Raw genomic sequence first — 26476 nt, 5'->3', positions numbered from 1 at the left:
GCGAAGGGCACCGCCCAAACGAAAAGGGCCGGCGCGCGGCGCCGGCCCTTCGAACAATCCCTGACGGTGCGATCACTCGGCCGCGGTCATCTCGGCGGTGAAGTGACCACACCAATCCTTGGTGGCGACCACCGGCCAGAGGCCCTTGGTGTCCGGACCCGGCTGGCTGACCGGCGGGTTGAAGCGGCAGAGGCCCTCGTCGGTCTTGGCGACCGAGCCATTGCCATGATGCTCGTCGTAGAAGCGGCAGCTCTCACAGGACGCATTCGCGGAACCGGACATGCCCACTCTCCTCGTATCGGGTGGCGGGGCCGGCTTCGGCCTCCGCCCGTAGTTCTTAATTAGAACAGCTCCAATCAGCGGTCAAGGGCTGGCGCGAGGGTGCGGGATCGTGGCGACGGCCGACTTCTCTGCGCCGGACAAGAAAAAGGCCCGAGGCATCCCTGCCCCGGGCCCTGACGTCCACCGCTACCGCGGGCGCCGCTGCGGGGCGTTTCAGCCCTGCTTGTCTTTCTTGTTCGCGCGGTGATGGCCGATGGCGCAGCCGGCGGCTGCACCCATCTTGCCGTGGCCGGCCATGTGGCCGGCGACGCCGCCGACGACGGCGCCCTTGAGGCAGCCCTTGGCCTCGGCCGGGGCGCTTCCGGCCACCGCGACGAGGGCGAAGGCCGAGAGGACGAGAGTGGTGCGCTTCATGGGGGATCTCCGTTTCACGGAATGAAACGGATGCCGCGCCCGAGGCGTTCCGGCCCCTCGCCCCGTCACGCGGCGGGGCGGGCCATGTCGTTCGAGGGATCGCGGAACAGCGCGGTGCAGCCCGAGCCGCGGTGCATGCTGAGGATCGACGCCCGGTCGATCTCGGAATGCATGGCGAGCACCCTGCGCACGCAGGCGAGGACCTTGTCGTACTGGACGGCGTCGAAGTTCGGCTCCAGCGGGCTCACGGCGATGTAGGTCTCGACCACGAGGACGCGCTCGGCGCGCTCCCGGCCGACCTCGACGGCGATCCACGAGGATTTGATGAGACTCGTGCTGCTGAGCATGGCGATTCCCTGCGGCTGCACCTGTAGGCCGCACCCGTCATGTGCGGTTCGGCACTTCCAGCCATACTACGCCCATGATCGCGCCTGCCAAGGGCGCCCGGCGCAATCCTACTCCCAGAACGGGGGGCGGCTCTCTTCGAGGTTCGGCCCGATGCGGATGGCGGCCACCTTCGTGGCGAGGCCGTCCGCCCCGGTTTCCACGGCGACGCCGCACAGGGTGCCCTGCCCGGTGGCGACCTCCCAGCGGGAGCCGGGGGTCTTCTGGATCAGCCGCCGGATCGGCTCGTGCTTCTGCATGCCGATGACCGAGTCGTAGTCTCCGCACATGCCGGAATCCGACATGTAGGCGGTGCCGCCGGGGAGGATCCGGTGGTCGGCCGTGGGCGTGTGGGTATGGGTGCCCACGACGAGGCTCACCCGCCCGTCGAGGTAGTGGCCGAGGGCCTGCTTCTCGCTGGTCGCCTCGGCGTGGACATCGACGAGGATGGCATCAGCCGCCGCGCCGAGGGGGCAGGCCGAAATCTCCCGCTCCACCGCGGCGAACGGATCGTCCATCGCGTCGAGGAAGACACGGCCCATCACGTTGACGACGAGCACCCGTGCCCCGTCCCGGGTTTCCACCACGGTGGCGCCCCGGCCCGGCGTGCCGGGCGGGTAGTTGGCCGGGCGGACGAGGCGCGGCTGGCGGGCGATGAAGACCAGGGCCTCGCGCTGGTCGAAGCTGTGGTTGCCGAGGGTGACGGCGTCGGCACCCGCGCCGATCAGTTCGTCGCAGATCGCTTCGGAGATGCCGAAGCCCCCCGCGGCGTTCTCGCCGTTCACCACCACGCAGTCGAGGCGCCACCGCTCCCGTAGGTCGGGGAGAAGGTCGAGCACCGCCGCCCGACCGGGCCGCCCCACCACATCACCGAGGAACAGCAGCCTCATCCGTGGGGGTCCTCCAGGCTCAGCGAGCCGGCTTCGGTGACGATGGCCGAGAGAGACCGGTCATGGGGTTCCACCGGCACGGACGGCACTTCCTGCGCGGCGAAGCAGAGGCCCACCGTCAGCAGGGCGCGGCCCTCCGACAGGCGCGCGATGGCCCCGTCGTAATAGCCCCGGCCGTAGCCCAGGCGACGCCCGGCGCGGTCGAAGGCGGCCAGCGGCACGAGGAGCGCGTCGGGCGCGACCTCCGGCAGGGACGGGTCGGGCTCGCTCAGGCCGAAGCCGCCGCGCACCAGGGCCGCGCCGGGGTACCATTCGCGGAAGACGAGGCCGCCGGGGGTGACGTGGGGCAGCGCGAGCCGCGCCCCGCGTTCCGCCAGGGCCGTCATCGCCGGGCGCGGATCGACCTCGCTGCGGATCGGCCAATAGCCGGCGACCAGCTTGGCGCCGAGGAGGGCCGGAAGGGCGAGGAGCGTGCGGGCGATGGCGTCCGAGGCCGCGCGCCGGGCCTCGGGGTCCAGGGCGTCGCGGGCGGCCAGGGCCGTCCGGCGGACCTCCGCCTTGCGGGCGGCGAGGGAAGAAGGATCAGGGTGCGGAGCCACGTGAGCCGTTGGAGGATCGATCCCGGGAAACCTACAGAGTAGGTGGGCGCCGTGTTGGCCAAGTCCAGGGACAAGGCCAGGGACAGCTCCCGAGGGAGTCGATAAGGCCCCGGGGATAGTGCTCCTGACGGACTCTGCAGCCCCGCTCCCACTATGTAGACCCGCCCTCACCTCCGCGCCAGACGCCGCCGTGAGAAAAGCTTCTGGAGGCCGCCCGAGGGTCGTGCCTGCCGAACCCTCGTCGCCGGGAAGGCACCCCGCCGTCACGCCCGCCCGCGCCGGCCGAAGTCGGTGTCAGCGGGGGATGGCCGGCAACAGGTCAGCCAGCACGGTGAGGCAGTGGTCGATATCGCCGTCGTCCACCCAGACATGCGGGCTGAGGCGCAGGGCGCCGGAGCGCTCGCTGGCATGGACCTGCCGGGCGGCCAGCGCCGCGATGAACCCGTCCGGCAGGCCGCCCGGGACGCGGACGCCGAGGACATGCGGCACGCGGCGCCCCTGGGGCGGCACGGCGAGGCCCAGCGCCGCGCATCCCTCCGCGAGGCGATCCGTGAGGTAAGCCAGTCGGCGCGAGATCGCCGCCGGTCCCCATTCCCCGATCAGCGCGAAACCCGCCCCCGCCATCGGCAGGGCCACGGGATCGTGCAGCTCGCCCCGGTCGTAGCGCCGGGCGCCCTCGGCGGGCGGGCGGTTGCCGTTGTTCTCGTCCAGCGGATGGCCGCCCTGGCGCCCTGGCGCGGCGTAGAGGAAGGCGAGCCCGTAGGGGCCGAGGGTCCACTTGTAGGTCGGGAAGGCCAGGAAATCCGGCCGCCAGCGGGCGACATCGACCGGCATCGCGCCCACGGCCTGGGTGGCGTCGATCACCAGGGCACCCCCGGCCCGATGCACCGCCGGGGCAAGCCGGTCGAGGTCGATGGCGGTTCCGTCCGTCCAGTGCGAGGGCGTCAGGGTCGCCACGGCCAGGGGCGGTGCACCGGGCCGGTGGATGGCGGCCAGCAGCGCCTCCGTCCAGTCGCCGTCAGGGGGTCGGCCGACCACCTCCACGGTGAGGCCGCGGGTCTCGGCCAGCCGGTCGAAGGGCAGGCAGAGGGACGGGAACTCGTCCTCCACCCGCAGGATGCGCCCGCCGGGGGACGGGGCGAGGTTGAGCGCCGCCGTCGCCATGGCGTGGCTGACCGAGCCGACGATGGCGATGTCGTCGGGTGCCGCACCGACCAGCGCCGCCGCCCCGGCCCGGGCCGCCTCGGTCTGGGCGGGGAAGGCCGAGCGCGCATGCTCCCAGGGCCGGGCCTTGGCGAGGATGCCGGCCTCGCCCGCCCGCCGCACGGCGGTCGGAAGAGGTGTCCAGGCGGCGGCATCGAGGAAGCAGACGCCCGGGGGCATCTCGAAATGCCGGCGCTGGCAGGAAAGGACGTCCATGGGGCGAGTCTAACGGGCGGGCCCCCCGCGTTCATAGGGGGGCGAGGGCTCCGGTGGGCTTGATCCACCGGTGAGCTTGCCGCAATCCGGTACGGTCCATCGCGGACGAACCGACGTCCGCCTCCCCGCTTGACCCTTGAGTGATGAGCCCTCGGAGCAGCGACGCCACCGCGACCGAGCCCGCGCCGATGCGGGTCGCCGATGCCCTCGCGCTGATCTGCGGGCGGCTCAGGGTGTCGGCCGGCGTGGAGACGGTCGCCATCGCCGGGAGCGTCGGGCGGATCTTGGCGGCGGACGTGGCGGCGCCGCTTGCCCTGCCGCCCTTCGACAACTCCGCCGTGGACGGTTACGCCTTCCGCGCGGCAGACCTCGCCCCCACCGGCCCGACGACCCTGCCCGTCGCCGGGCGCGTGCCGGCCGGCGCGGAGGCGGCCTCGCTGCCTTGGGGGGCCGCCGCCCGGATCTTCACCGGCGCCCCCCTGCCGCCGGGGGCCGATACGGTCGCCATGCAAGAGGATGTCCGCTTTGCGGACGGGGCCGTGACGCTCAACGGCGGGATCGTCCGCGGGGCGAATTGCCGGCGTGCGGGGGAGGATGTCGCGGCCGGGAGCCTCGCGCTACCGATCGGCCGGCGGCTCGGGGCCAAAGACCTCGCCCTCGCGGCGGCGTTGGGCCTGCCCGCCCTTCCGGTGCGGACGCGGCTGAGGGTCGGCCTGTTCTCCACCGGCGACGAGGTGAGCGCGCTCGGCGGCCCCCTCGCACCGGCCGGCATCCACGACGCCAACGGGCCGATGCTCGCGGCCCTCCTCGCCCGGTTCGGCGCCCTGCCCTGCCCCCTCGGGATCCTGCGCGACGATCCGGCTTCCCTCCGGGCGCGGCTCGCTGCCGCAGCGGCGGAGCACGACCTGATCGTCACCTCGGGCGGCGTGTCGGTGGGCGAGGAGGACCACGTCCGCGCGGCGGTGGGCGCGGGGGGCGGCATCACCCTGTGGCGCCTCGCCATCAAGCCCGGCCGGCCGCTCGCCTTCGGCCATGTGGGCGAGACGCCCTTCGTCGGCCTGCCCGGGAATCCCGGTGCGGCCTATGTCACCGCCCTCGCGATCCTCCTGCCGGTGGTGCTGCACCTGTCCGGCGGGACCCCGGAGCCGCCGCTGCCCCTGGTGCGCAGTGGGTTCGCCCTGGGCAAGCGCGCGGGGCGGCGGGAGTACCTGCGGGTGTGCCTGAGGCCGGGGGGCGATGGCCTGACGGAGGCGGTGCCGGCCCCGGGCGGAGCCCTGTCGGCCCTGGCGGCGAGCGACGGGCTCGCCGAACTGGCCGAGGATATGGAGGCGGTCCGGCCGGGGGACCTCCTGCCCTTCCGGGCACACCCCCTCGGCTGACCCTGGCACCGGGGCGACCTTGCCGCCGCCCGATCCGGCCTGTACGCCCGGCCCCGCCCGTTAACCAGCCGGCGGACTCCCCGTGACCCACCTGACCGACCGCGCGCCTGCCAAGGTGAACCTCACGTTGCACGTCCTCGGGCGGCGCCCGGCGGACGGCTATCACGTGCTCGAAAGCCTCGTGGCCTTCGCCGGCACCGCCGACCGCCTGTCCCTGACCCCCGGCGCGGCTCTGTCGCTGACGGTGAGCGGGCCGACCGCCGGCCCCGCCGGGCCGGAGGACGACAACCTCGTGATGCGTGCGGCGCGGGGGCTCGCCGCGCGGGTGCCGGGCCTGCGCGTGGGGGCGTTCCACCTCTTGAAGCGCCTGCCCGTGGCGGCGGGGATCGGCGGTGGGTCGTCCGATGCCGCCGCGGCCCTGCGCCTGCTCGCCCGCCTCAACAGGCTCGCCCCCGACGATCCGGCCGTCATCGCGGCGGCGCGGGAGACGGGGGCCGACGTGCCGGTCTGCCTCGATCCGCGGGGGCGGATGATGCGCGGGGCGGGGGAGGATGTCGGCCCGGCCCTCGGCTTCGCGCCGCTTCCGGCGGTGCTCATCAACCCTGGCGTACCGGTCCCGACGGCGCCGGTCTTCAAGGCGCTCGGCCTCAGCGTCGGGCAGACGCTCAAGGGGGCGGAGCATCCCGCGATCCCGGCCAATGCCGGTCACGGGGCGCTGCTCGGCACCCTCGGCCCGGCCCGCAACGATCTCGAAGGGCCGGCCCTCACGGTGGCGCCGGTGATCGGCGAATGCCTCGCGGCCCTGCGCGGCCAGAACGCCCGCCTCGCCCGCATGTCCGGCTCGGGGGCCACGGTGTTCGGCCTGTTCGCCGACCGCCGCGCGGCGGTGGCGGCGGCCCGCTGCCTGCGCGCCGCCCATCGGGACTGGTGGATCGCCCCGACCTTCTTGGCGTGACGCCTCAGCGGTTGGCGGTGGTGACGGGCGAGGTGGCGCCGCCCAGCGACACCCAGGCCACCGTGTCCTGGCTTTCGCGCTTGATGAATACGTAGCCGGTGCGGTGCCAGGGCAGGATCGCGCTGGTCTTGTTGTCGAGGACGAGGTCGCCCCGGTCGGTGATCAGGGTCAGGACGGCGTGGCCCTCGCCCTTCTCATCGATGACCACCGTCATCCGCATGGCCCGGCGGGGAAGGCCCGCCTCGGCGAGCAGGTGGCGCTTCAGGAGCTGGAAGTCCTCACAATCGCCGATGCCGTCCTCGGCGAGGTCCCAGCGGTCGGCCACGTGGAGGTGCTCCATGTCGGTCATCGGCTCGACCGACTTGTTGATGCGGCGATTGACCGAAACGATGGTGTTCCAGGTGGCCGGCGTCAGGGTGATCCGGGTGGCCTCGGTGCGGTCCACGGCGCACTCGGCGGCATAGTCCTGGCAGAAGGCGGTCCAGGCGGCGATCGGCTTGGCGTCGCCACGGATGCGGGCGCCGACATCGGCGGAGGGCAGACTGGCCAGCGTCTGGGCTGCGGCGGCCCCGGTGAGGGCGGCGGTGGCGATGGCGAAGACGGCCAGGCCGCGCCGGAATGCCGAGGCCGCAACCCTCATCTTGTTCGCCGCGAACCGCATCGCCGTGACCCAACCGTTTAGCTCTCGTTAACGAAAGCTCTCACGGCAGAGCCTCCACGGCAATCGGCCCCTTAACAAAAGGTTAATGCTGTGAGCAGCGGGCAGTGACGGGGCCGATCTCGCCGCCGCCACGTCAATCCCCGGTCAAGGTTAACGGCCGTATCGGGTGGTAAGATCTTATCCACCAATGGCTTGACCCGGCGGTGAGCGACGCCCCTCCCCAGGGGACGGTGCGGGCCCCCTTGCAAATGCGGCCGCGTTGAGGGTCGGCGCGTCACCCGATCGTGAGGCGGGCCCTCGCCTGCGGCGACTTGGCAGCGTACAGACGCCCCTTGCCCCCAGGATTGGAGCCGACCGCGCGTGCGCCTGACCCAGATCACCCACCACGATCTCGACGGCTACGGTGCCTCGACCGTGGCCGCCGCCTGCGCGGAGGTCGACCGCGTCATCCACGTGCCGCGCTACAGCGATGTCGGGCCGGTCTTCGATGAGGAGCTGAAGCGCCTCGGCAAGGCGCAGGCGTCGGAGACGCTGCTGATGACCGACCTCGGCCTCGAAGAGCAGACCATCGCCGGGATCAAGCGCTTCGCGGCCATGAACCGGAAGCGCGAGGCGGACAAGCACCGGCTCGTCGTCCTCGACCACCACGCCTCCTCCGCCGACCAGCTCGCCCGGCAGGGGCTGGAGCCGGCCCCGGTGGCGGACAAGGCGGGCCTGTTCCAGGCCGATCTCGGCGACCCGGAGATCACCGTCCTGATCGACGGGGATTCCTGCGCGACGGCGATGACGATGGCGCACCGCGCCCTCTTCGCCACCCGGGAGCCGGAGCGGGCCGAGGATCTGGCGGCGCTGATCGCCGCCGTCGATGCCCTCGACCTGTGGCGCAAGGAACTGCCCACCTTCCCCGGCGGCACGGCCCTCGATGAGATCTTCTGGGACAGCGCCACGGGCCTCGTCCCCCCCGGCCATCCCTGGCACGACCGGTTCGTCTCCGCGCTGCTCATCGACGCCGGCGCCCGCCTGCGCGAGGGTGCGAGCCCGGCCGAGCTGGAGCGCGACGCGGTGGGGATCCGCACCCGGATCGTGGACCGCCTGCTCGGCGATGCGGGCGACGACGACGCCCGGATGACCACGCGCTCGCGCCTCGCCCGGGCCCTGGCCAAGTCGGACACCCTGTTCCGACCCCTGAAGGACGGGACGCTGCTCTCCTTCGGCCTCGATTCCGGGATGTTCCAGCGGGTCTCCGACCGGATCATGGAGGCCGGGCGAACGAAGCGCGTCGTCAACGTCCAGCGGATGGGGACGCTGTCGTTCCGCTCGGTGGACGGCACCGCCCTGGACGGCGCCCGCCTGTTCCGCGGCGGCGGTCACCGGGACGCGGCCGGGGGGCGGCTCCCCAGCGGTTCGGCCTTCTCCCTGACCGACGCCATCGCTCAGGTCGAGGCGGTGCTGAACCCGGACAAGCCGGCGGGCTCGGACAGCCCCTTCGCGGCGCTCAAGAACTGGAAGGTGTGAGGCGGCCGGTTTCGCGCGACCACGGCGCGCGGAACCTCGGCCGTCATCGCCGACGAGAGGATGCGATCCAGCGGCGCCACACCCGCAGACGTCCCGTTACCCTGGGTCGCTTCGCTGCGCTCGCGATGACGGCGCGGTGGGCGGCTCGCCGGACCGATCTCGTCATTGCGAGCGAAGTGAAGCAATCCAGCAGCGCCACGCTGGGAGGCGTCCCGCCACCCTGGGTCGCTTCGCTACGCTCGCGATGACGGCGCGGTGGGCGGCTCGCCGGATCGATCTCGTCATTGCGAGCGAAGCGAAGCAATCCAGCGGCACTACGCTGGCAGGCGTCCCGCCACCCTGGGTCGCTTCGCTGCGCTCGCGATGACGGCGCGGTGGGCGGCTCGCCGGGCCAATCTCGTCATTGCGAGCGGAGCGAAGCAATCCAGCAGCACCACGCCTGCAGACGCCCTACCGCCCTGGGCCACCGCGCTCGCGATGACGATGGCGGCTAGAGCCGGAAATCTTCGCCGAGATACAGGCGGCGCGCGTCGGGATTCGCCACGATCTCCTCGGGCGTGCCCTCGGTGAGGATGCGGCCCGAATGGGCGATGTAGGCCCGGTCGATCAGGCCCAGCGTCTCGCGGACGTTGTGGTCGGTGATCAGCACGCCGATGCCGCGCTGCTTCAGGTGCTTCACGAGGTCCTGGATGTCCCCCACCGCGATGGGGTCAATGCCGGCGAAGGGCTCGTCCAGCAGCATGAAGGTCGGCGAGGAGGCGAGCGCCCGGGCGATCTCGCACCGCCGCCGCTCGCCCCCCGACAGGGCGATGGAGGGCGACTTGCGAAGCCGCGCGATGTCGAACTCCTCCAGCAGGGATTCGAGTTTGTGCGCCCGCGCCTTCCGGTCCGGCTCGGTGACTTCGAGCACGGCCTTGATGTTGTCCTCGACGGAGAGGCCGCGGAAGATTGAGGCTTCCTGCGGCAGGTAGCCGATCCCGAGCCGCGCCCGCTGGTACATGGGCAGGTGGGTGATCGGCAGGCCGTCGAGGGTGATCTGCCCGCGGTCGGCCACCACCAGCCCGGTGATCATGTAGAAGATCGTGGTCTTGCCGGCGCCGTTCGGGCCCAGCAGCCCCACCGCCTCGCCGGTCCGCACCGTGAGGCCCGCCTCATGGACGACGGTGCGGGCGCCGTAGCTCTTGCGCAGGCCGCGAACCCAGAGGATCCCGGGGCCGCCCTCCTCCGTCGGGCCGGGCGGCTCCCCCTCGGGCACCGCCGACGGCGACGCCCTGCGGCCGAACAGCCGCCCCAGCAGCGAGGGGCGGCCCGCCGCCGCCGTCCCGGCCTCGAATGCCACGGAGCTGCTCAATTAGCCTGCGCCCGCGGCTTCGCCGGCGGCACGCTGCAGCCCTTGCCCTTCGTATCCTTCCCGTCGGACTTCTCACCGGGCACGAACATGGCCGAGACGCGCCCGCCCGCCACCGGATCCATGTTCGCCCGGCCGGAGGCCATGTCGTAGACGAGCCGCTGGCCGCGGGTGACGTTCTGGCACTGGCTGAGCACGACGTTGCCGGTGAGCACGATGCGCTTCGCATCCTGGTCGAACACGGCGTTGTCGCCGGTGGCGACCTGGTCCTTCTGCGTCACCGTCACAGGGCCGGCACACTCGACCTTCTTGATGCCGTTCTCGGCCGGGTTCTTGGGCGCCTGCTCCTCGCCCGCCTCCGCCGCCTTGTCCTTGGCGGCGGCGTCCTTCCCGCGCTTGTAATAGACGGTCATGGTCGAGCACCGGATCGTGCTCTCCCCCTGCACGGCCACGACGTTGCCGGCGAAGATCGCCTTGTTCTCCTTGTCGAACACGTCCAGCCGGTCGGCGTCGATCTTGATCGGCTCCTTGCCGCCGCCGCCGATATTGCCGAACGCCGAAGACGAATCGGCCTTTCCCGCGGATTTCTCGGCGAGGGCCGGCGCCGTCAGGCCGAGGCAGACGGAGAGGGCCACCGCGCAGCGGCGCAGGTCGGTCACGGGCGGCGCTCCACCGGGTCGGCATCCGAGGTGAGGATCGCGCCCTTCAGCTTGTCCTCCTTCGGCTTGTCCGCGGTCTCGGAATTGATGTGGACGTGCACGTTGCCGATGAACGAGATCACCTTGCCGTTCTCCACCACGTCGAGGCCGTCCGCATCGACGGTGCCCTTGCCGGTGGTGACGGTGACCGGGTCCTTCGAGACGATCGAGCCGGTCTTGAAGGCGATGGCGGCGGTCTTCAGCCGGGCCTCCTCCCCCTTGTCCGTCCAGACCCGGATGTCGTCCTTGAGGTCGAGGGCTTCGCGGGCACTGTCGAACAGGCCGGACGCCGCCGAGAGCCGGGCGAGGCCGCCCTGGTCGTCGGTGGCGATGTGGCCGCGCATCTGCTGCAATTCGATCTGGCTCGGCTTGCGCACGTCCTGCAGGGCGGCCTCGGCGGTCACCTCGTAGGCCCGGTCACCCTTGCGGAAGCCGGAAAGGCGCGGGTTCTCCATCTTCACCTTGGTGCCGGCGAGCGTCACCGGCCCGACGGAGACGCCGGACACGCCCAGGGCGAAGGGATTGAAGATGTAGGCCAGCAGCACGGCGGTGGCGCCGCCCGCGACGATGGGAATCGTCCGCCGCAGCCGCCGCACGCGGTCGCTGTGGCGGTAGGCATGGGCGTGAACGCGGCTTCGCGCCGCCGCGACCGCCTGTCCATTGCCGGCTTCAGCCTCGACGAGATTCATGCGGCGTCCAATGGGCCGGATAGAGATCCGCGCCGTGGAGTGAAAGTGCGCCTGCGGCCCCCACCGCGCCCGCGCGTTCGACCGGGATGATCCGGACGAGTGGCGAAGTTATGACTCCTACGTTTCCGAATGATCAATCACGACGGGGCGCCATCCGTGCGCCCCGTCACACGGATTCTACTCAGGCGCCCCCGGACCGGGCTTCGGCGAGTGAAGCGGCGACCTTTCGGGCGAAGGCGGCGGGGTCCCGGGGGCTGTCGCCATCCTGGATCCGCGCGAGGTCGAGGAGCATCCCCGCGGCCTCCGGCACCTCTGATTCGGGCGCGGCGGCCAGCGCCCGGATCAGCGCGTGGCGCGGGTTGATCTCGAGCGCAGGCTTGCCCGCGCCCGCCCGTCCGGCCCGGCGCAGCAGCCGTTGCATCTGGAGGTCGGGACCGGCGCCGCCGGCCGACAGCACCACCGCACTGTCCACCAGCCGATCGGTCAGGCGCACGTCGGCCACCTCGTCGGCGAGGGCGGTCTTCACCGCCGCCACGAAGGCGTCGAGCCCCTCGGCCGGCGCCACGTCCCCGCCCTCGGGGACGAATTTCGACAGGTCGAGGTTGCCCTTCGTGACCGAGCGAAGGGCCTTGCCCTCGAAGGTCCCCAGCTGCTCAGGCCAGAACGCATCGACGTGGTCGGAAAGCAGCAACACTTCGAGGCCGCGGGCGCGGAACCCTTCGAGCTGCGCGGAGGACTTCAGGGCCTCGGCATCGTCGGCCACGAGGTAGTAGATGGCCTCCTGGCCGTCCTTCATCCGGGAGATGTAGTCGGCCAGCGACGTCCAGCCCTCGACCGCGGAGGAGCGGAAGCGGAGCAGCGGGGCGATCTCCGGGCGGCGCTCGAAATCCTCGTAGATGCCTTCCTTCAGGATGGGGCCGAAATTTTCCCAGAAGCTCTCGTAATCCTCGCCCTTCTTGGCGCGGTTGGTGAGTTCGGTCACGACCCGCCCGGTCACGGCCTTGCGGATGCGGGCCAGGGCCGGGGTCGATTGCAGCATCTCGCGGGAGACGTTGAGGGGCAGGTCCTCGGTGTCCACCACGCCCTGCACGAAGCGCAGCCAGGACGGCAGCAGCTCGGCCTCGTCGGTGATGAACATCCGGCGGACATGCAGACGCACCTTGCTCTGGCGCTCGCCTTCGAGGGCCTGGAACGGCTTCATGCCCGGCACGAACAGCAGCGCGGAGAATTCGAGCTGCCCCTCGGCCCGCCAATGCAGCGTCGCCCAGGGCGTGTCGAAGTTCATGCCGAGCGAGTGGTAGAACTCCGCGTACTGCTCTTCGGTGATCTCGGATTTCGGCTTGCGCCACAGGGCGGTGCCCTGGTTGGCCGCCTCGTCCTTGCCGTCGCGGACGATCGCCACCGGCACGGTGATGAAATCCGCCCATTTCCGCACGAGGTGATCGAGCCTGTGGGGCTCCAGATACTCGTCGGCATCCGCCTTGATGTGGAGGACGATGTCGGTGCCCGGCTCGGCCCGGGTGCCGGGCTCCAGGGTGTAGCTGCCCTGGCCCTCCGAGGCCCAGGTCCAGGCCTCGTCCGCCCCGACCTTGCGGGAGGTGACGCTCACCCGGTCGGCGACCATGAAGGCCGAGTAGAAGCCAACGCCGAACTGTCCGATCAGGCTCGGCCGCTCCTCGGCCTTGGCCGCTTCGAGGGTCTGCGAGAAGGCGCGGGTGCCCGAGCGGGCGATGGTGCCGAGGCTGGAGGCGAGGTCGTCCTTGCCCATGCCGATGCCGGCATCGGAGATGGTCAGGGTGCGGGCGTCCTTGTCGGGGACGATGCGGACCTTGGCGTCCGGCGGCAGGGCGCTCGCCGCACTGGTCAGGGCCTCGAAGCGGCGCCGGTCCATGGCGTCGGCGGCGTTGGCGACCAGCTCGCGCAGGAAGATCTCACGGTCGGAGTAGAGCGCGTGCACCACGAGGTCGAGGAGGCGGCCCACCTCCGCGCCGAATTCATGCCGCTCGATCGTCTCGCTCACGGGAGGAAGCTCCGGTTCGGTTGAGGAAAATGCGCCGCGCATATGCGCGCGGGCTCGGCAGTTTTCAATGAGGGCTCACACCGTCATTGCGAGGCGGAGCCGAAGCAATCCAGGACGCGACCCGTCCGGAGGGGGCGGTGCCGACTGGATTGCTTCGCTTACGCTCGCAATGACGGCGGGGGGAAGGGCAAGGACGGCGGGGCTGTCAGGCTACGCGTGCCCCCAGTCGATGATCGCCGCCGACGGAGTCATCCAGCCACCGTCATTGCGAGGCGAAGCCGAAGCAATCCAGGGCGCGACCCGTCCGGAGAGGGCGGTGCCGACTGGATTGCTTCGCTCACGCTCGCAATGACGGCGGAGGGAAGGGCAAGGGCGGCGGGGCTGTCGGGCCGCACGCGCCAGATCGATGATCGCCGCCGGATGGGATGATCCAACCACCGTCATTGCGAGGCGGAGCCGAAGCAATCCAGGGCGCGACCCGTCCGGAGAGGGCGGTGCCGACTGGATTGGTTCGCTCACGCTCGCAATGACGGCGGAGAGACGGGGCAAAGACGGCGGAGGAAACGCGCGATGACGCCGGAGGCCGCGTCAGGCGGCGTCGAGCCCGAGATCGATGATCGCTGCGCTGTGGGTGATCCAGCCGCAGGAGATCAGGTCCACGCCGGAGGCCGCCACCGCCCCCACCGTCTCCCGGGTGATCCGGCCCGACGCCTCCGCCAGGGCGCGGCCGTCGATCAGCGTCACGGCCCGGGCGAGGGTCGCCGGGTCCATGTTGTCGAGGAGCAGGGCGTCCACGCCCACCGACAGGGCCTCCTGGAGCTGATCGAGGGTGTCCACCTCGCACTCGATCTTCACGAGATGCCCCGCCCTGGCCTTCGCCCGCTCGATCGCGTGCCGGACGCCGCCGGCCACGGCGATATGGTTGTCCTTGATGAGCACCGCGTCATCGAGGCCGAAGCGGTGGTTCGAGCCGCCCCCGGCCCGCACGGCGTGCTTTTCCAGCGAGCGCAGGCCGGGCGTCGTCTTGCGGGTGCAGACGATGGACGCCTTGCCGTGCGGCCGGGCCGCCTCCACGAGGCCGTGGGTCGCGGTGGCGACCCCGGACATCCGGCACAGCAGATTGAGGGCGACACGCTCCGCGGTGAGGATCGCCCGCGCCGGCCCTTCGAGGTGGAGCACCACGTCGCCGGGGGAGACCTGCGCACCGTCACCGCGCTCCACCGCCACGCTCACCTCGGGGTCGATGAGAGCGAAGGCGATGGCCGCCGCGTCCGTGCCGGAGATCACGCCCGCTTGCCGGGCGGCAATGACGCCCTTCATCCGGGCGCCCGGCGGCACGATGGCGTCCGTGGTGATGTCGCCCGCCCGGCCGAGGTCCTCGACGAGGGCCGCGCGGACGATCGGCTCCACGAGGAGCCGCGGCAGGGGGAGGATGTCGGTCACGGGAAGCCTCTCACTCGGCGAGCGCGGGGATGCCGGCCCGGTCCGGCACCGTCTCGGTGTGGCGGGCGGGCATCTGATGGGGGCGGTCGCTGCGCCAGTGGGCGCCGCGGCTCTCCTCCCGGGCGAGCGCAGCGCGCGCCAACAGGGACGCGACGAGGGCCGCATCGCAGGTGGCGACGTCGGGTGCCAGCACCTCGACGGCGGCGGCGAGCCCCGCCGCCTCGCGCACGACGCCGACCTGGGCCTCCATCAGCGACCGGATCGCGGGGAGGTCCGAGCCCGGGCGCCGCTCCGCCGTCTCCGGCACGATCCGGCCGGGGGCCGGCGCATCGAGCCCGTCCGCGATGAAAACCGCATAGGCGAGGCCTTCGAGCAGCGAGTTGCTGGCGAGGCGGTTCGCCCCGTGCAGCCCCGTCGAGGAGACCTCGCCGCAGGCGTAGAGGCCTGGGACGCTGGTGGCGCCAGCGCCGTCCACCTTCACGCCGCCCATGTGATAATGCGCCGCCGGCCGCACCGGGATCGGCTGGTGTGCGGGGTCGATGCCGGCCGCGGCGCAGAGCGCCGCCACGGTCGGAAAGCGCGTCGGCATCGCCGCGCCCAAGGCGCCGCGGGCATCGAGGTAGACCGTCCGCCCCCGCTGCAGGGCCTGGAAGATGCCCCGGGCGACGACGTCCCGCGGGGCGAGGTCGCCCCCGGCGATGCCGGCCATCACGGCGGCACCGGTCTCGTCGATGAGCGTCGCGCCCTCGCCGCGCAGGGCCTCGGTGGCCAGCGGCATCGGATCGCGCCCCGCCGCGATGGCGGTGGGGTGGAACTGCACGAACTCCATGTCGCGCATCACCGCCCCGGCCCGCGCCGCCAGGGCGAGCCCCCGGCCGACGGCGCCGGGGGGATTGGTGGTGGAGGCGTAGAGCCCGCCGAGGCCCCCCGTGGCCAGCACCACCGCGCAGGCGGGGATGCGGAACCGCGCCCCATCGCTCTCGGCCACGACGCCGGCGACGGCGCCCTTCTCGTCGCGCAGCAGGTCGGTCACCGCCGCGGTGACGACCTCGATCCAGGGGGAGTTCCGCACCGCCTGGACGAGGGTTTCGAGGACCCGCGCCCCGGTGGAATCGCCCCCCGCCCGCACGATCCGGCGGCGGCTGTGGGCGGCCTCCAGCCCGAGGGCCAGGGCACCGTCCTCCGCGCGGTCGAACGGCGCGCCGAGGCGCACCAGCCAGTCGATCAGCCGCGGCCCCTCGGCCACGATGCGCAGGGCCACGTCCGGCTCGGTCAGGCCGGCGCCGGCGGCGCCCGTGTCGGCTGCGTGGAGGGCGGCCGAATCGTCCGGCCCCATGGCCGAGGCGATACCGCCCTGCGCCCAGCCGGTGGCGGTGCCGGAGCCGAGCGGGGCAGCGGTGACGAGGGTGACCGGGCGCGGCGCGAGCCGCAGGGCGGTGCTGAGGCCGGCGACGCCGCCGCCGACCACGACGACCCGGTCGGCAGGGTTGCGGGAGAAGGCGTTCATCGCGTCTTCACCGCCAGCATGCGCTCCACCGCGGCCCGGGCCCTGTCCGCCAGGGCGGGATCGACCGTGACTTCGTGGGCCAGCGTCTCCAGGGAGCGACGGATGTTGCGCAGGCTCATCCGCTTCATGTGCGGGCACATGTTGCAGGGCTTGATGAACTCGATGTCCGGGTTCTGGGCCGCGATGTTGTCGGCCATCGAGCATTCGGTGACGAGGACGACCTGCGCGGGCCGCTTCTGCACCACGAAGTCCATCATCATCGCCGTCGAACCGGAGAAGTCCGATTCGGCGACCACGTCCGGTGGGCATTCCGGGTGGGCGATGACGGTGACGCCGGGGTAGCTCTCGCGCACGTCGCGGATGTCGGCGGGCGTGAAGCGCTCGTGCACCTCGCAATGCCCGGCCCAGGTCAGGATCTCGACATCCGGCACCTCGGCCTGGACGTTCTGCGCCAGGAACTCGTCCGGGATCATCAGCACCCGCGGCGCGTTCAGGGACCGCACCACGGCGACCGCATTGCCGCTGGTGCAGCACAGGTCCGATTCGGCCTTCACCGCGGCGGAGGTGTTCACGTAGGTCACGATCGGCACGCCGGGGTACCTCCGGCGCAGGCCGCGCACGTCCTCGGCGGTGATCGAATCCGCCAGCGAACAGCCCGCGGCCATGTCCGGGATCAGCACCGTCTTCGACGGGTTCAGGAGCTTGGCCGTCTCGGCCATGAAGTGGACGCCGGCCAGCACGATGACATCCGCATCGACGGTCACCGCCTCCCGCGCCAGGGCGAGGCTGTCGCCGACGATGTCCGCCACGGTGTGGAAGATCTCCGGCGCCTGATAGTTGTGGGCCAGGATGACGGCGTTGCGCTCACGCTTGAGGCGCAGGATCGCCTCGATGTCGGGGGCCAGCGCCGGCCACTCGATCGCCGGGACGTGACGGCTCACCCGCGCATAGAGGTCGGGCAGAGGAAGGGTCCCCGGCATCCGGGAAACGGGCGCGACGGTCGCCGTCATGGCGTCCTCCAATTATGCTCACTTTGAGCATTGTGCCGCCTAACTTATGAGCCCGCCGTGCCCCTGTCTAGATATGCTAGACTTGAGCATAAATCTTTTGCGGCGCATTTGTCAGGGTGCGCTGCGGCATCCTCCTCCCGCGGCAACCCACCCTGGGAACGCCGTGCCGCCGCGGTGCGCCTCGCCCCCAGCCGGCGGCGACGCGAGCCCCGTCAGGCGGCCCGCATTTCTGCGATCGTCAGCAGAAGGTCGCCGGATCGGGGCCGATCCGGCCATCGGCCCTATCGAGCTTGCCGATCTTCTCCATGTCCCCGGCACTCAGCTCGAAATCGAACAGGGAAATGTTCTCCACGATGCGCTGCGGATGGGCGCTCTTCGGAATCACCACGCAGCCGACCTGCGTGTGCCAGCGCAGCACCACCTGGGCGGGGGTCTTTCCATGCGCCTCGGCGATCGCGGCGATGGCCGGATCCTTGAGTTCCTGGCCTCGCCCGAGGGGGCTCCAGGATTCGGTCACGATCCCGCGAGCCCTGTCTGCGGCGCGGGCGTCGGCGCGCTGGAAGTAGGGGTGCAGCTCGATCTGGTTGACGGCGGGAGTCACCCCCGTCTCGCCAATCAGGGTGGCGAGGTGCTCGTCGGTGAAGTTCGACACGCCGATGGACCGGATCTTCCCCTCGTCCCGCAAGGCGATCATCGCCTTCCACGTCTCCACGAACAGCCGCTTCTGCGGGCAGGGCCAGTGGATGAGGTAGAGGTCGACGTAATCGAGCCCGAGCTTTGTCCGGCTCTCCTCGAACGCCTTGGCGGCATCCGGCCCCTGGCGGTCGTTCCAAAGCTTCGTCGTCACGAAGACCTGCTCGCGGGGCACGCCCGATTCGCGAAGGCCTTTGCCGACGCCGGCCTCGTTCCCGTACGCCGCCGCGGTGTCGATGAGGCGGTATCCCGCCGCGAGGGCCTGCCGCACGAGGTCCGGCGCCTGATCCTCCGCGATCTGCCAGCAGCCATAGCCGACCTGCGGGATGGTGCGTCCGTCGTTCAGGCTGAGCGTCGGGATGGAAGCCATGCGGGCTGTCTCCGGTGGGCGGGGGTATCGCCCTCACCTGTGGTGCGCGGTCCCCCGGTGCCAGGGTGAGGGGCGGTCTCCCGCGTTGATCCGGCGCAGTCTGGAGTGGATCCAGTCTGGCGGGGGGAACGTTGCCCAGCAGCTTTCCGAACGATGCCGCGCGGTGGCGCGCGCCGACTTCTCCCAGCGGGCTCGCAGCATGACTGACCAATCACCGGGCGCGCCGACGCGCCGTGCCGTCGTGGAAGGGTGTGCCCTGGTCGGAGCGCTCGGCTTCGGCGGGCTTGGGTTCCGGCCCGCGCCGGCCCGGGCGGCGGCGCCGGGCGATCCAGCTCCCCAGACCCTGCCGGTGCGCCTGACCATCAACGGGCAGGGCCACGACCTGAACCTCGACACCCGCACCACGCTCCTCGACGCCCTGCGCGAGCACCTCGCCCTCACGGGCACCAAGAAGGGCTGCGACCATGGCCAGTGCGGCGCCTGCACCGTCCTGATCGACGGGCGCCGCATCAATTCCTGCCTGACCCTGGTCGCCATGCATGACGGCGACGCCATCACCACCATCGAGGGGCTGGCCGCGGGCGAGGCGCTGCACCCGATGCAGGCCGCCTTCATCAGCCATGATGGCTTCCAGTGCGGCTACTGCACCCCTGGGCAGATCTGCTCCGCGGTGGGGATGCTGAAAGAGGCGAAGGAGGGCTGGCCGAGCCACGTCACCGACGACCTCACCGTCACCGCCTCCCTCAGCGACGCCGAGATCCGCGAGCGGATGAGCGGCAACATCTGCCGCTGCTCGGCCTACCCGAACATCGTCGCGGCGATCCGCGATACCGCCGGCTCGAACCTGTGAGGCACGCCCGATGAAGGCCTTCACCTACGAGCGTCCGGCCACGGTGCAGGACGCGGCCAAGCTCGTCGCCGAGCGGCCCGGCGCCACGTTCATTGCCGGGGGGACGAACCTCCTCGACCTGATGAAGCTGCAGATCGAGACGCCGGCCACCCTGGTCGACGTCAACCGGCTGCCCCTGGCGAAGGTCGAGGACACGCCGGAGGGCGGCCTGCGGATCGGAGCGCTGGTGCGCAATTCCGACCTCGCCGCCCATCCCCGGGTGCGCAAGGACTATGCGGTGCTTTCCCGGGCCCTGCTCGCGGGCGCCTCCGGCCAGCTGCGCAACAAGGCGACCACTGCGGGCAACCTGCTCCAGCGGACCCGCTGCTACTACTTCTACGACACTGCCATGCCCTGTAACAAACGCGAGCCGGGCTCCGGCTGCTCGGCCATCGGCGGGTTCACCCGCATCATGGCCGTGGTGGGGACGAGCGACCACTGCATCGCCACCAACCCGTCCGACATGAACGTCGCCATGCGGGCCCTCGACGCCACCGTGGAGACGATGAACCCGGACGGGGCGATGCGCAGCATCCCCATGGCCGACTTCCACCGCCTGCCGGGCGACACCCCCCAGATCGAGACCGACCTGCGCAAGGGAGAGATCATCACGGCGGTGACGCTGCCGAAGCCGATCGTGGGCACGCATCTCTACCGGAAGGTCCGCGACCGGGCCTCCTACGCCTTCGCCACCATCTCCGTCGCGGCGGTGATCGCCGCGGAGGGCAATGGCCGGGTCGGCTCGGCTCGGCTCGCCTTCGGCGGGCTCGCCCACAAGCCCTGGCGCGTGGCCGCCGCCGAGGAGGCGCTGGTCCGCACCGGCTCGGCCGACGCCGCCGCCGACGCGGTCCTGAAGGGCGCCCGGGGCTACGGCGCCAACGACTTCAAGATCCCCCTCACCCGCCGGACCCTGCGCGCCGTCGTCGCGCAGGCGACCCGTGCCTGACGCCGAACGCAGGACATCCGCCATGGAGATGAACCAGCCGATCGGCCGCACGCCGCTCGACGAACGCCCTGACGGCCTCGTCGGGAGGCCCCTGGACCGGGTGGATGGCCCCCTCAAGGTGACCGGCCGAGCGCCCTACGCCTACGAGAGCCGGGCCCTGAAGGACCCCGCCTACGGCTACATCGTCACCGCCACGGTGGCCGCGGGCACCATCACGGCCATCGACGCCACCGCCGCGCGGAACGCGCCGGGGACGATCCTCGTGATGACCCACGAGAACGTGCCCGAGCAGGGCGAGAAGAAGGAGCAGGTCTGGCCACAGCTCCAGGGCCGCGAGGTCCTGTTCTACGGCCAGCCCGTCGCCTTCGTGGTCGCGGAGACCTTCGAACAGGCCCGCGCCGCCGCGCTGCTGGTGAAGGTGAACTACGACCGCGCCAAGCCGAAGGGCCTGCTCAAGGAGAACCGCGGCGCGGCCTACGAGCCGAAGCCGATGACGACGTCCCCGACCGTCAAGGTGGATTCCGCGCTGGGCGATTTCGACGGCGCCTTCGCCGCCGCCCCGGTGCAGATCGACGTGGAGTACACGACGCCGACGCAGATCCACGCCCAGATGGAGCCCCATGCCACCATCGCCGCCTGGGAGACCGGGCCGGACGGGGACTCGGTCGTGCTCTACTCGGCCAACCAGATGCCGAACCGGGGCCAGCCCGCCCTCGGCTCGGTGCTGAAGCTACCGCCGGAGAAGGTGAGGATCGTCACGCCCTATATCGGCGGCGGCTTCGGCTCGAAGCTCCAGGCCCTGCCGGAGGCGACGCTGGCGGCGCTCGCGGCGAAGGTCGTCAAGCGGCCGGTGAAGGTGGCGCTCACACGCCAGCAGGAGTTCCACGTCGGCACCCACCGCACCGACACGATCCAGCGCGTCCGCCTCGGCGCCGACAAGGACGGAAAGCTCAACGCCATCGCCCACGAATCGTGGTCGGACACGGCCGTGGGCGACACGTTCTACGAGACGTCCGCCAACGTGACCCGCTCCCTCTACGCCGCTCCCAATCGCATCACCCGGCATCGGCTGGTCAACCTGAACATGCCGATCGCGTCCTCGATGCGCGCGCCGGGCGAGGCGGTGGGGCAGCTCGCCTTCGAATGCGCCATGGACGAGCTCGCCGAACGGCTGAACCTCGACCCCATCGAGCTGCGCATTCGCAACGAGCCGAGCGAAGATCCCGAGAAGAAGATTCCCTACTCCACCCGCCGCCTCGTGGACTGCATGAAGGAGGGCGCGGCCCGGTTCGGCTGGGACAAGCGCGGCAAGCCCGGCGCCACCCGGGACGGGCAATGGCTCGTCGGCCTCGGCGTGTCGGCCGCGGCCCGGCAGAACCCGCTGAAGCCGTCCTCGGCCGGCGTCCGCCTCGGCCCGGACGGGGTGCTCACCGTCCGCATGGCCATGACCGACCTCGGCACCGGCACCTACACCATCCTCACCCAGATCGGCGGGGAGATGCTGGGGCTGCCGCCGGAGAAGGTGCGCGTCGAACTCGGCGACACGAACTTCCCGAAGGCGGCGGGCTCCGGCGGCTCGTTCGGCGCGGGTTCGGCGGGCTCGGCGCTCTACGTCGCCTGCGACAACCTCCGGCAGGCGCTCGCCGCCAAGGCGGGCATCGATCCCGCCACCGCCACCTTCTCCGACGGGGCCGTGAACGCGGGCGACCGCTCGGTGTCGCTGACGGACCTCGCCGGTCCCGACGGGATCGAGGCCAAGGGCGAGATCAAGCCCGGCGAGCTGGAGAAGAAGTTCGCGCAGTATTCCTACGGCGCGCACTTCGCCGAGGTCGGCGTGGATGTCGATACGGGCGAGATCCGCCTGCGCCGGATGCTCGGCTGCTTCACCGGGGGGCGGATCCTCAACGCGAAGACCGCCCGCTCCCAGGCCATCGGCGGCATGATCTTCGGCGTCGGCGCGGCGCTGATGGAAGATGCGGTGATCGACCCCCGCTACAGCTACTACGTCAACCACGACCTGGCCGAGTACCACGTCTCCACCCACGCCGACGTGCCGGACGTCGATGCGTTCTTCCTGCCGGAACTCGACGACAAGGCGAATCCCCTCAAGAGCAAGGGGCTGGGGGAGCTCGGCATCTGCGGCGCGGGCGCCTCGGTGGCCAACGCGATCTACAACGCCACCGGCATCCGCATCCGCGATTATCCGATGACCCTCGATAAGGTGCTCAAGGGCCTGGAGGAGCGGGAGACCCAGCGGCGGACGTGACGTGTGGGACGCCACGTCGCTCCCCTTCCCCTCGTGGGGAGGAGTGAGAGGTGGGGGTGGTGCCGGATGGGGCTGGGCGGTTCCGCCTGAACCGCCCCCACCCCTGCCCCTTCCCCACAAGGGGAAGGAGAACCCAAGCCGTCACGGCGAGCGACGCGGCGGCGACATTTCGAGTTGACGGAACGGCCGGCCGCGCGGGACACCGGAGCCAAACTCCTCCGCGATGGACCGCCCGTTGTCAGAGACCCGGAACCCGCCCGCCCGCTTCAACGCGGCCCGCTACTGCATCGGTGAGAATGCCCGTCTGAGGCCCGAGAAGACCGCGCTGATCCTGGTCGGCGACGGCACGGACGCGCGTCTCAGCTTCGGCGAGGTGGACCGGGCGGTGCGGGGCATCGCGGCCGGGTTGCTGCGGCTCGGCCTGAAGCCCGGGGACCGGGTGATGATCCGCATGGGCAACGATGCGGACTACGCCCTGCTGCATTTCGGCGCCATGGCGGCGGGCCTCGTCTCCCTGCCCTCCTCGCCCCAGCTCACCGAGGGCGAGGCGGCGTTCCTCCTGGAGAATTCCGGCGCGGCGGCGGTGGCCCTGGCCGGTGGCTGCACCGTCGATCCCCACATCCTCGGCGACCGGATCGTCCTCGACGCCGCGGCCATCGCGGCGCTGATGGCGGGCGAGCCCCTCGCCGACTACGCCGACACCGCCGCCGACGACCCGGCGATGCTGATCTACACCTCGGGCACCACGAGCCGCCCGAAGGGCGTGCTTCACGGGCACCGGGCCACCTACGGGCGGCGGCCGATGCTCGACCACTGGATCGGCATCACCGCAAACGATGTGATGCTCCATGCCGGCACCATGAATTGGACCTACACGCTCGGCGTCGGCCTCTCCGACCCATGGTCGGTGGGCGCGACGGCGGTGCTCTACAACGGCCCGCGCGACGCGGGCGTCTGGCCCCGGCTGATCGCCCGCTACGGGGCGACGGTCTTCGCGGCCGTCCCGACCCTCTACCGCCAGATCCTCAAATACGGCGACCTGCCCGCCCACGACCTGTCCAGCCTGCGCCATGGCTGCACCGCCGGCGAGCCCCTGTCCACCGAGCTGCTCGACGCCTGGGCGGCGGCCACCGGCAAGCCGCTCTACGAGGCGCTCGGGATGAGCGAGATCTCGACCTACATCTCCAGTGGGCCGACGATCCCCGTGCGCCCCGGCTCGCCGGGCAAGCCGCAGCCGGGACGGCGTGTGGCGATCCTGCCCGTCGCGGGCGAGCCCGTGCCGCTTCCGGCCGGCGAAAGCGGGCTGCTCGCGGTCCACCGCACCGAGCCGGCGCTGATGCTCGGCTACTGGAACCGCCCCGAGGAGGAGGCGGAGGTGCTGCGCGGCGAGTGGTTCGTCGGCGGCGACCTTGCCCGGTTCGATGCGGACGGCTATCTCTGGTTCGAGGGCCGCAACAACGACCTGATGAAGGCGATGGGCTACCGGGTCTCGCCGAACGAGGTCGAGGTGGTGCTCGCGGCCCATCCCTCGGTGGCCGAGGTCGGGGTGGCCGAGTTGCCGGTGCGGGCCGACGTGTCGGTGATCTGCGGCTTCGTGGTGCTGCAGCCGGGCGCCACCCCGGATGCCGGGGTGTTGCTCGACTGGTGCGCGGACCGCCTCGCGGCCTACAAGCGCCCCCGCGAAATCCGCTTCCTCGATGCCCTGCCGAGGACCGCCAACGGCAAGGTGCAGCGCAAGCGCCTCGTCGCGGCGTCGCAGAGCTAGCGCCCTACCCGAACGAGTGTGTTCAGCCAAACTTCTCCAGATCATCCCTCATCCTTAGGTGCGGCGAAGCCGCCTCGAAGGAAGGCTCCAGGGATCGCGCGACAGGCTGGAGACCTCCTTCGAGGCCCGCTGACGCGGGCACCTCAGGATGGGGTGAGTGGGTGGGGGGCGCCTCCACGTGATCGGTCGCTGCCCTACAGCAGCGTCCCCCGCAGGATGAGGAGCGCCACCGAAAAGTAGATCACCAGCCCCGTCACATCGACCAGCGTCGCCACGAAGGGCGCGGAGGCCGTGGCGGGGTCGAACCCGATGCGCTGGAGCACGAAGGGCAGCATCGAGCCGGCCAGGGAGCCGAAGGTCACGATCCCCACCAGGGCGGCCCCGACCGTCGCCGCCACCAGCGGCCAGTGCTCGCCGTAATCGTAGAGGCCGAACTTCTGCCACGCCACGATGCGGATGACGGCGATGACGCCGAGGATCCCACCGAGCACCAGCCCGGTCGGCAACTCGCGCAGGGCCACCTTCCACCAGTCCCGCAACCGGACTTGGTGCAGCGCCAGGGCGCGGATCAGCAGCGAGGTCGCCTGCGAGCCGGAATTGCCCCCCGAGCTCATGATGAGCGGGATGAACAGGGTGAGGACGATGGCCTTCTCCAACTCGCCCTCGAACCCCTGCATGGCCGAGGCGGTGAGCATTTCGGACAGGAACAGGGCGCAGAGCCAGCCGGCCCGCTTCCGGATCATCGTGAGGAAGCCGATATCCATGTACGGCTCGGGCAGTGCCTCCATGCCGCCGAAGCGCTGCACCTCCTGCGTCTGCTTCTCGACCATGGCGTCGATCATGTCGTCCACGGTGACGATGCCGATGACGTGGCCGACCGCATCCACCACCGGAAGGGCCAGGAGGTCGTATTTCGAGATCAGCCGGGCCGCCTCGTCGCGGCTCGCGGTGGGCGATACGGCGAGGGGGGCGCGGCCGGGCGCCACCGTCAGCACGTTGTCCTCCGGGTTGCCGGAGATCAGCCGGCGCAGGGGCACCGCCTTGGTGAGGGCGCGGGTGCGCGGATCGAGCACGAAGATCGAGTAGATCGTCTCCCGGGTCTTCTCGACGTGCCGGCAGTATTCGAGCGTCTGGCCCACGGTCCAGGTGCCCGGCACCGTGACGAACTCGGTCGTCATCAGCGAGCCCACCGTCTCCTCGCCATAGGCCGAGAGACGGTCGACGGCGCCGCGGGTCTCGGCGTCGAGGCGGGCCCGCAGGTCGGAGCGGCCGGGCTCCTCGATCTCGCGGAACACATCCGTCACCCGGTCGGCGGACATGCCCGACAGGAACGACGCCACCCGGTCCCGGGGCAACATCTCGATGATCTCGCTGGCGCATTCCAGCGCGGGCTGGTCCAGCACCTCGATCGCCCGCTCCATCGGCAGGCCGAGGAGGATCGCCGTGGCGACCTCGGGCGCTTCGCTGTTCAGCGCCTCGACGATGTCGGGGGCGCGCTCGTCAGCGAGCCGCGCGGCCAGGGCTGCAGGCTCGACGCGGGCGTCGAAGGGGGTCATCTCGTTCATGACGCGCCTCATGGGACGAGGCGGCGCGCCGCAGGATGTCAGGCCGCTCCCGGGCCGCGGGCCGATCCCGCGGGCCGACCTGACGGCGGCTCAGAGGGAGCGACGGCGCAACGCCGGGCGCGGCAGGCACGATCGGTCGGGCACGTCGCTTCACTGAATCTGAGCTGGAGGGGGCGCAGCCCCGCCGTGGCGGGCCTGCGCGGTGCCTCGTGCTCCGCCTTCTCGCATCCGTCAAGCGCAAAGCCGGCGGCCTCACCGGAGTCTCCGCAGCCTGCGGCTTTTTCAGAACGGCGGCCCGGATGACTATTGCTATGAGAAATATAAGCATAGCGTCCGCTTGTATTGCGCCCCAACAAACGGTTATATCCTGCATATCGCAGGGCCGGGAGGCGAGCGGTTCGGGCCACCGGATCGCGAGGCACCCGGGTTCGCCTGCGGCAAGTTCAGCTGGTCCGCGTCGCCTGACGCGCCGCGGATCGATGGTCCTTACGAGCAGGAGAGAATCACATGGCCTGGTCCGCCCCCGTCGTGTCCGAGATCTGCGTCGGCATGGAAGTCACGAGCTACGAGTCGGCCGAGATCGACACCTTCAACTGAGCGGTTCGCGATCCGAGGATCGTCCGCAGGTTGTCGCAATAAACCACCCGAAGTCTAAATTGGAGGAATTATAATGGCTTGGTCTGCTCCCGTCGTGTCCGAGATCTGCGTCGGCATGGAAGTCACGAGCTACGAGTCCGCTGAGATCGACACCTTCAACTAAGTCGTCAGC

25 protein-coding genes are annotated in these 26476 nt (G+C 71.2%); 9 read left to right on the top strand and 16 right to left on the bottom strand.

Annotated elements, in window-relative coordinates; genetic code table 11:
* Positions 1-72: 72 nt before the first annotated feature.
* From MKK53_RS12635 to MKK53_RS12610, 6 genes are all read right to left on the bottom strand, one after another.
* The gene (locus MKK53_RS12635; protein WP_243929054.1) at positions 73-282 is read right to left on the bottom strand and encodes a hypothetical protein; all 210 of its coding nucleotides are present in this window, start codon (positions 280-282) and stop codon (positions 73-75) included.
* 213 nt (positions 283-495) lie between these two features.
* On the bottom strand, positions 496-696 hold the full coding sequence (locus MKK53_RS12630; protein WP_243929053.1) for a hypothetical protein: 201 nt from the start codon (positions 694-696) through the stop codon (positions 496-498).
* A 65-nt stretch (positions 697-761) separates the two neighbouring features.
* Positions 762-1043, bottom strand: a complete 282-nt coding sequence (locus MKK53_RS12625) for a hypothetical protein (RefSeq protein ID WP_243929052.1) — start codon at positions 1041-1043, stop codon at positions 762-764.
* A 108-nt stretch (positions 1044-1151) separates the two neighbouring features.
* Positions 1152-1970: a TIGR00282 family metallophosphoesterase gene (locus MKK53_RS12620; protein WP_243929051.1), complete on the bottom strand. Its 819-nt coding sequence runs from the start codon at positions 1968-1970 to the stop codon at positions 1152-1154.
* Entirely contained in the window at positions 1967-2569 is a 603-nt protein-coding gene (locus tag MKK53_RS12615) for a 5-formyltetrahydrofolate cyclo-ligase (RefSeq protein WP_243929050.1), read from the bottom strand. The genes MKK53_RS12620 and MKK53_RS12615 overlap by 4 nt, the downstream gene beginning before the upstream one ends.
* A 294-nt stretch (positions 2570-2863) precedes the next feature.
* Positions 2864-3988, bottom strand: a complete 1125-nt coding sequence (locus MKK53_RS12610) for an aminotransferase class V-fold PLP-dependent enzyme (protein WP_243929049.1) — start codon at positions 3986-3988, stop codon at positions 2864-2866.
* Between the two features lie 143 nt (positions 3989-4131).
* On the opposite strand from MKK53_RS12610, the gene glp reads away from it, so the two are divergent.
* Together glp and MKK53_RS12600 are read left to right on the top strand one after the other, a co-directional pair.
* Positions 4132-5367, top strand: coding sequence for a gephyrin-like molybdotransferase Glp (gene glp, locus MKK53_RS12605; protein WP_243929048.1), 1236 nt, complete (start codon positions 4132-4134; stop codon positions 5365-5367).
* An 82-nt stretch (positions 5368-5449) separates the two neighbouring features.
* Positions 5450-6322 carry a 4-(cytidine 5'-diphospho)-2-C-methyl-D-erythritol kinase gene (locus MKK53_RS12600; protein WP_243929047.1) on the top strand — a complete coding sequence of 291 codons (873 nt, stop codon included), beginning with the start codon at positions 5450-5452 and terminating at the stop codon, positions 6320-6322.
* 4 nt (positions 6323-6326) lie between these two features.
* Here MKK53_RS12600 and MKK53_RS12595 read toward each other — a convergent pair whose 3' ends face one another.
* Complete coding sequence (locus MKK53_RS12595) at positions 6327-6983, bottom strand: transglutaminase-like cysteine peptidase (protein WP_409564321.1); 657 nt, start codon at positions 6981-6983, stop codon at positions 6327-6329.
* A 360-nt stretch (positions 6984-7343) separates the two neighbouring features.
* On the opposite strand from MKK53_RS12595, the gene MKK53_RS12590 reads away from it, so the two are divergent.
* The gene (locus tag MKK53_RS12590; protein ID WP_243929045.1) at positions 7344-8498 is read left to right on the top strand and encodes a dimethylmenaquinone methyltransferase; all 1155 of its coding nucleotides are present in this window, start codon (positions 7344-7346) and stop codon (positions 8496-8498) included.
* Positions 8499-8988: 490 nt separating this feature from the next.
* Here MKK53_RS12590 and lptB read toward each other — a convergent pair whose 3' ends face one another.
* The 8 genes from lptB to MKK53_RS12550 form a co-directional block, all read right to left on the bottom strand.
* Positions 8989-9837, bottom strand: coding sequence for an LPS export ABC transporter ATP-binding protein (gene lptB / locus MKK53_RS12585; RefSeq protein ID WP_243929044.1), 849 nt, complete (start codon positions 9835-9837; stop codon positions 8989-8991).
* 8 nt (positions 9838-9845) lie between these two features.
* Complete coding sequence (locus MKK53_RS12580) at positions 9846-10505, bottom strand: LptA/OstA family protein (RefSeq protein ID WP_243929043.1); 660 nt, start codon at positions 10503-10505, stop codon at positions 9846-9848.
* Positions 10502-11233 (bottom strand): LPS export ABC transporter periplasmic protein LptC, encoded by a 732-nt coding sequence (lptC, locus tag MKK53_RS12575; protein WP_243929042.1) that lies wholly within the window; start codon positions 11231-11233, stop codon positions 10502-10504. Before lptC ends, MKK53_RS12580 begins: the two co-directional genes overlap by 4 nt.
* A gap of 181 nt (positions 11234-11414) precedes the next feature.
* Positions 11415-13253: a molecular chaperone HtpG gene (gene htpG / locus MKK53_RS12570; RefSeq protein WP_243929041.1), complete on the bottom strand. Its 1839-nt coding sequence runs from the start codon at positions 13251-13253 to the stop codon at positions 11415-11417.
* A gap of 588 nt (positions 13254-13841) precedes the next feature.
* Positions 13842-14696, bottom strand: a complete 855-nt coding sequence (gene nadC / locus MKK53_RS12565; RefSeq protein ID WP_243929040.1) for a carboxylating nicotinate-nucleotide diphosphorylase — start codon at positions 14694-14696, stop codon at positions 13842-13844.
* A 10-nt stretch (positions 14697-14706) separates the two neighbouring features.
* A complete protein-coding gene (locus MKK53_RS12560; protein WP_243929039.1) occupies positions 14707-16203 on the bottom strand; it encodes an L-aspartate oxidase in 1497 nt (498 codons plus the stop codon).
* A complete protein-coding gene (gene nadA / locus MKK53_RS12555) occupies positions 16200-17213 on the bottom strand; it encodes a quinolinate synthase NadA (RefSeq protein WP_243929038.1) in 1014 nt (337 codons plus the stop codon). Before nadA ends, MKK53_RS12560 begins: the two co-directional genes overlap by 4 nt.
* Before the next feature lie 238 nt (positions 17214-17451).
* Positions 17452-18276, bottom strand: coding sequence for an aldo/keto reductase (locus MKK53_RS12550; RefSeq protein WP_243929037.1), 825 nt, complete (start codon positions 18274-18276; stop codon positions 17452-17454).
* A gap of 199 nt (positions 18277-18475) precedes the next feature.
* Here MKK53_RS12550 and MKK53_RS12545 point away from each other — a divergent pair, with 199 nt between their 5' ends.
* From MKK53_RS12545 to MKK53_RS12530, 4 genes are all read left to right on the top strand, one after another.
* Positions 18476-19126: a 2Fe-2S iron-sulfur cluster-binding protein gene (locus MKK53_RS12545; protein ID WP_243929036.1), complete on the top strand. Its 651-nt coding sequence runs from the start codon at positions 18476-18478 to the stop codon at positions 19124-19126.
* Positions 19127-19136: 10 nt separating this feature from the next.
* Positions 19137-20111 carry an FAD binding domain-containing protein gene (locus tag MKK53_RS12540; RefSeq protein WP_243929035.1) on the top strand — a complete coding sequence of 325 codons (975 nt, stop codon included), beginning with the start codon at positions 19137-19139 and terminating at the stop codon, positions 20109-20111.
* 22 nt (positions 20112-20133) lie between these two features.
* Positions 20134-22377, top strand: a complete 2244-nt coding sequence (locus tag MKK53_RS12535; RefSeq protein WP_243929034.1) for a xanthine dehydrogenase family protein molybdopterin-binding subunit — start codon at positions 20134-20136, stop codon at positions 22375-22377.
* A gap of 223 nt (positions 22378-22600) precedes the next feature.
* On the top strand, positions 22601-24142 hold the full coding sequence (locus MKK53_RS12530; protein WP_243929033.1) for a class I adenylate-forming enzyme family protein: 1542 nt from the start codon (positions 22601-22603) through the stop codon (positions 24140-24142).
* A 194-nt stretch (positions 24143-24336) separates the two neighbouring features.
* Here MKK53_RS12530 and mgtE read toward each other — a convergent pair whose 3' ends face one another.
* Positions 24337-25707: a magnesium transporter gene (gene mgtE, locus MKK53_RS12525; protein ID WP_243929032.1), complete on the bottom strand. Its 1371-nt coding sequence runs from the start codon at positions 25705-25707 to the stop codon at positions 24337-24339.
* 507 nt (positions 25708-26214) lie between these two features.
* Between mgtE and pqqA (MKK53_RS12520) the strand changes: the two genes are divergently transcribed.
* The gene (gene pqqA, locus MKK53_RS12520; protein ID WP_007559225.1) at positions 26215-26304 is read left to right on the top strand and encodes a pyrroloquinoline quinone precursor peptide PqqA; all 90 of its coding nucleotides are present in this window, start codon (positions 26215-26217) and stop codon (positions 26302-26304) included.
* A gap of 73 nt (positions 26305-26377) precedes the next feature.
* Positions 26378-26467 (top strand): pyrroloquinoline quinone precursor peptide PqqA, encoded by a 90-nt coding sequence (gene pqqA, locus MKK53_RS12515; RefSeq protein ID WP_007559225.1) that lies wholly within the window; start codon positions 26378-26380, stop codon positions 26465-26467.
* The last annotated feature ends 9 nt before the right edge of the window (positions 26468-26476 follow it).

Source organism: Methylobacterium sp. J-076, assembly GCF_022829405.1.
Taxonomy (GTDB): domain Bacteria; phylum Pseudomonadota; class Alphaproteobacteria; order Rhizobiales; family Beijerinckiaceae; genus Methylobacterium.
Note: the sequence above shows the minus strand (reverse complement) of the source record. Positions and strands in the feature narration are given on the sequence as shown.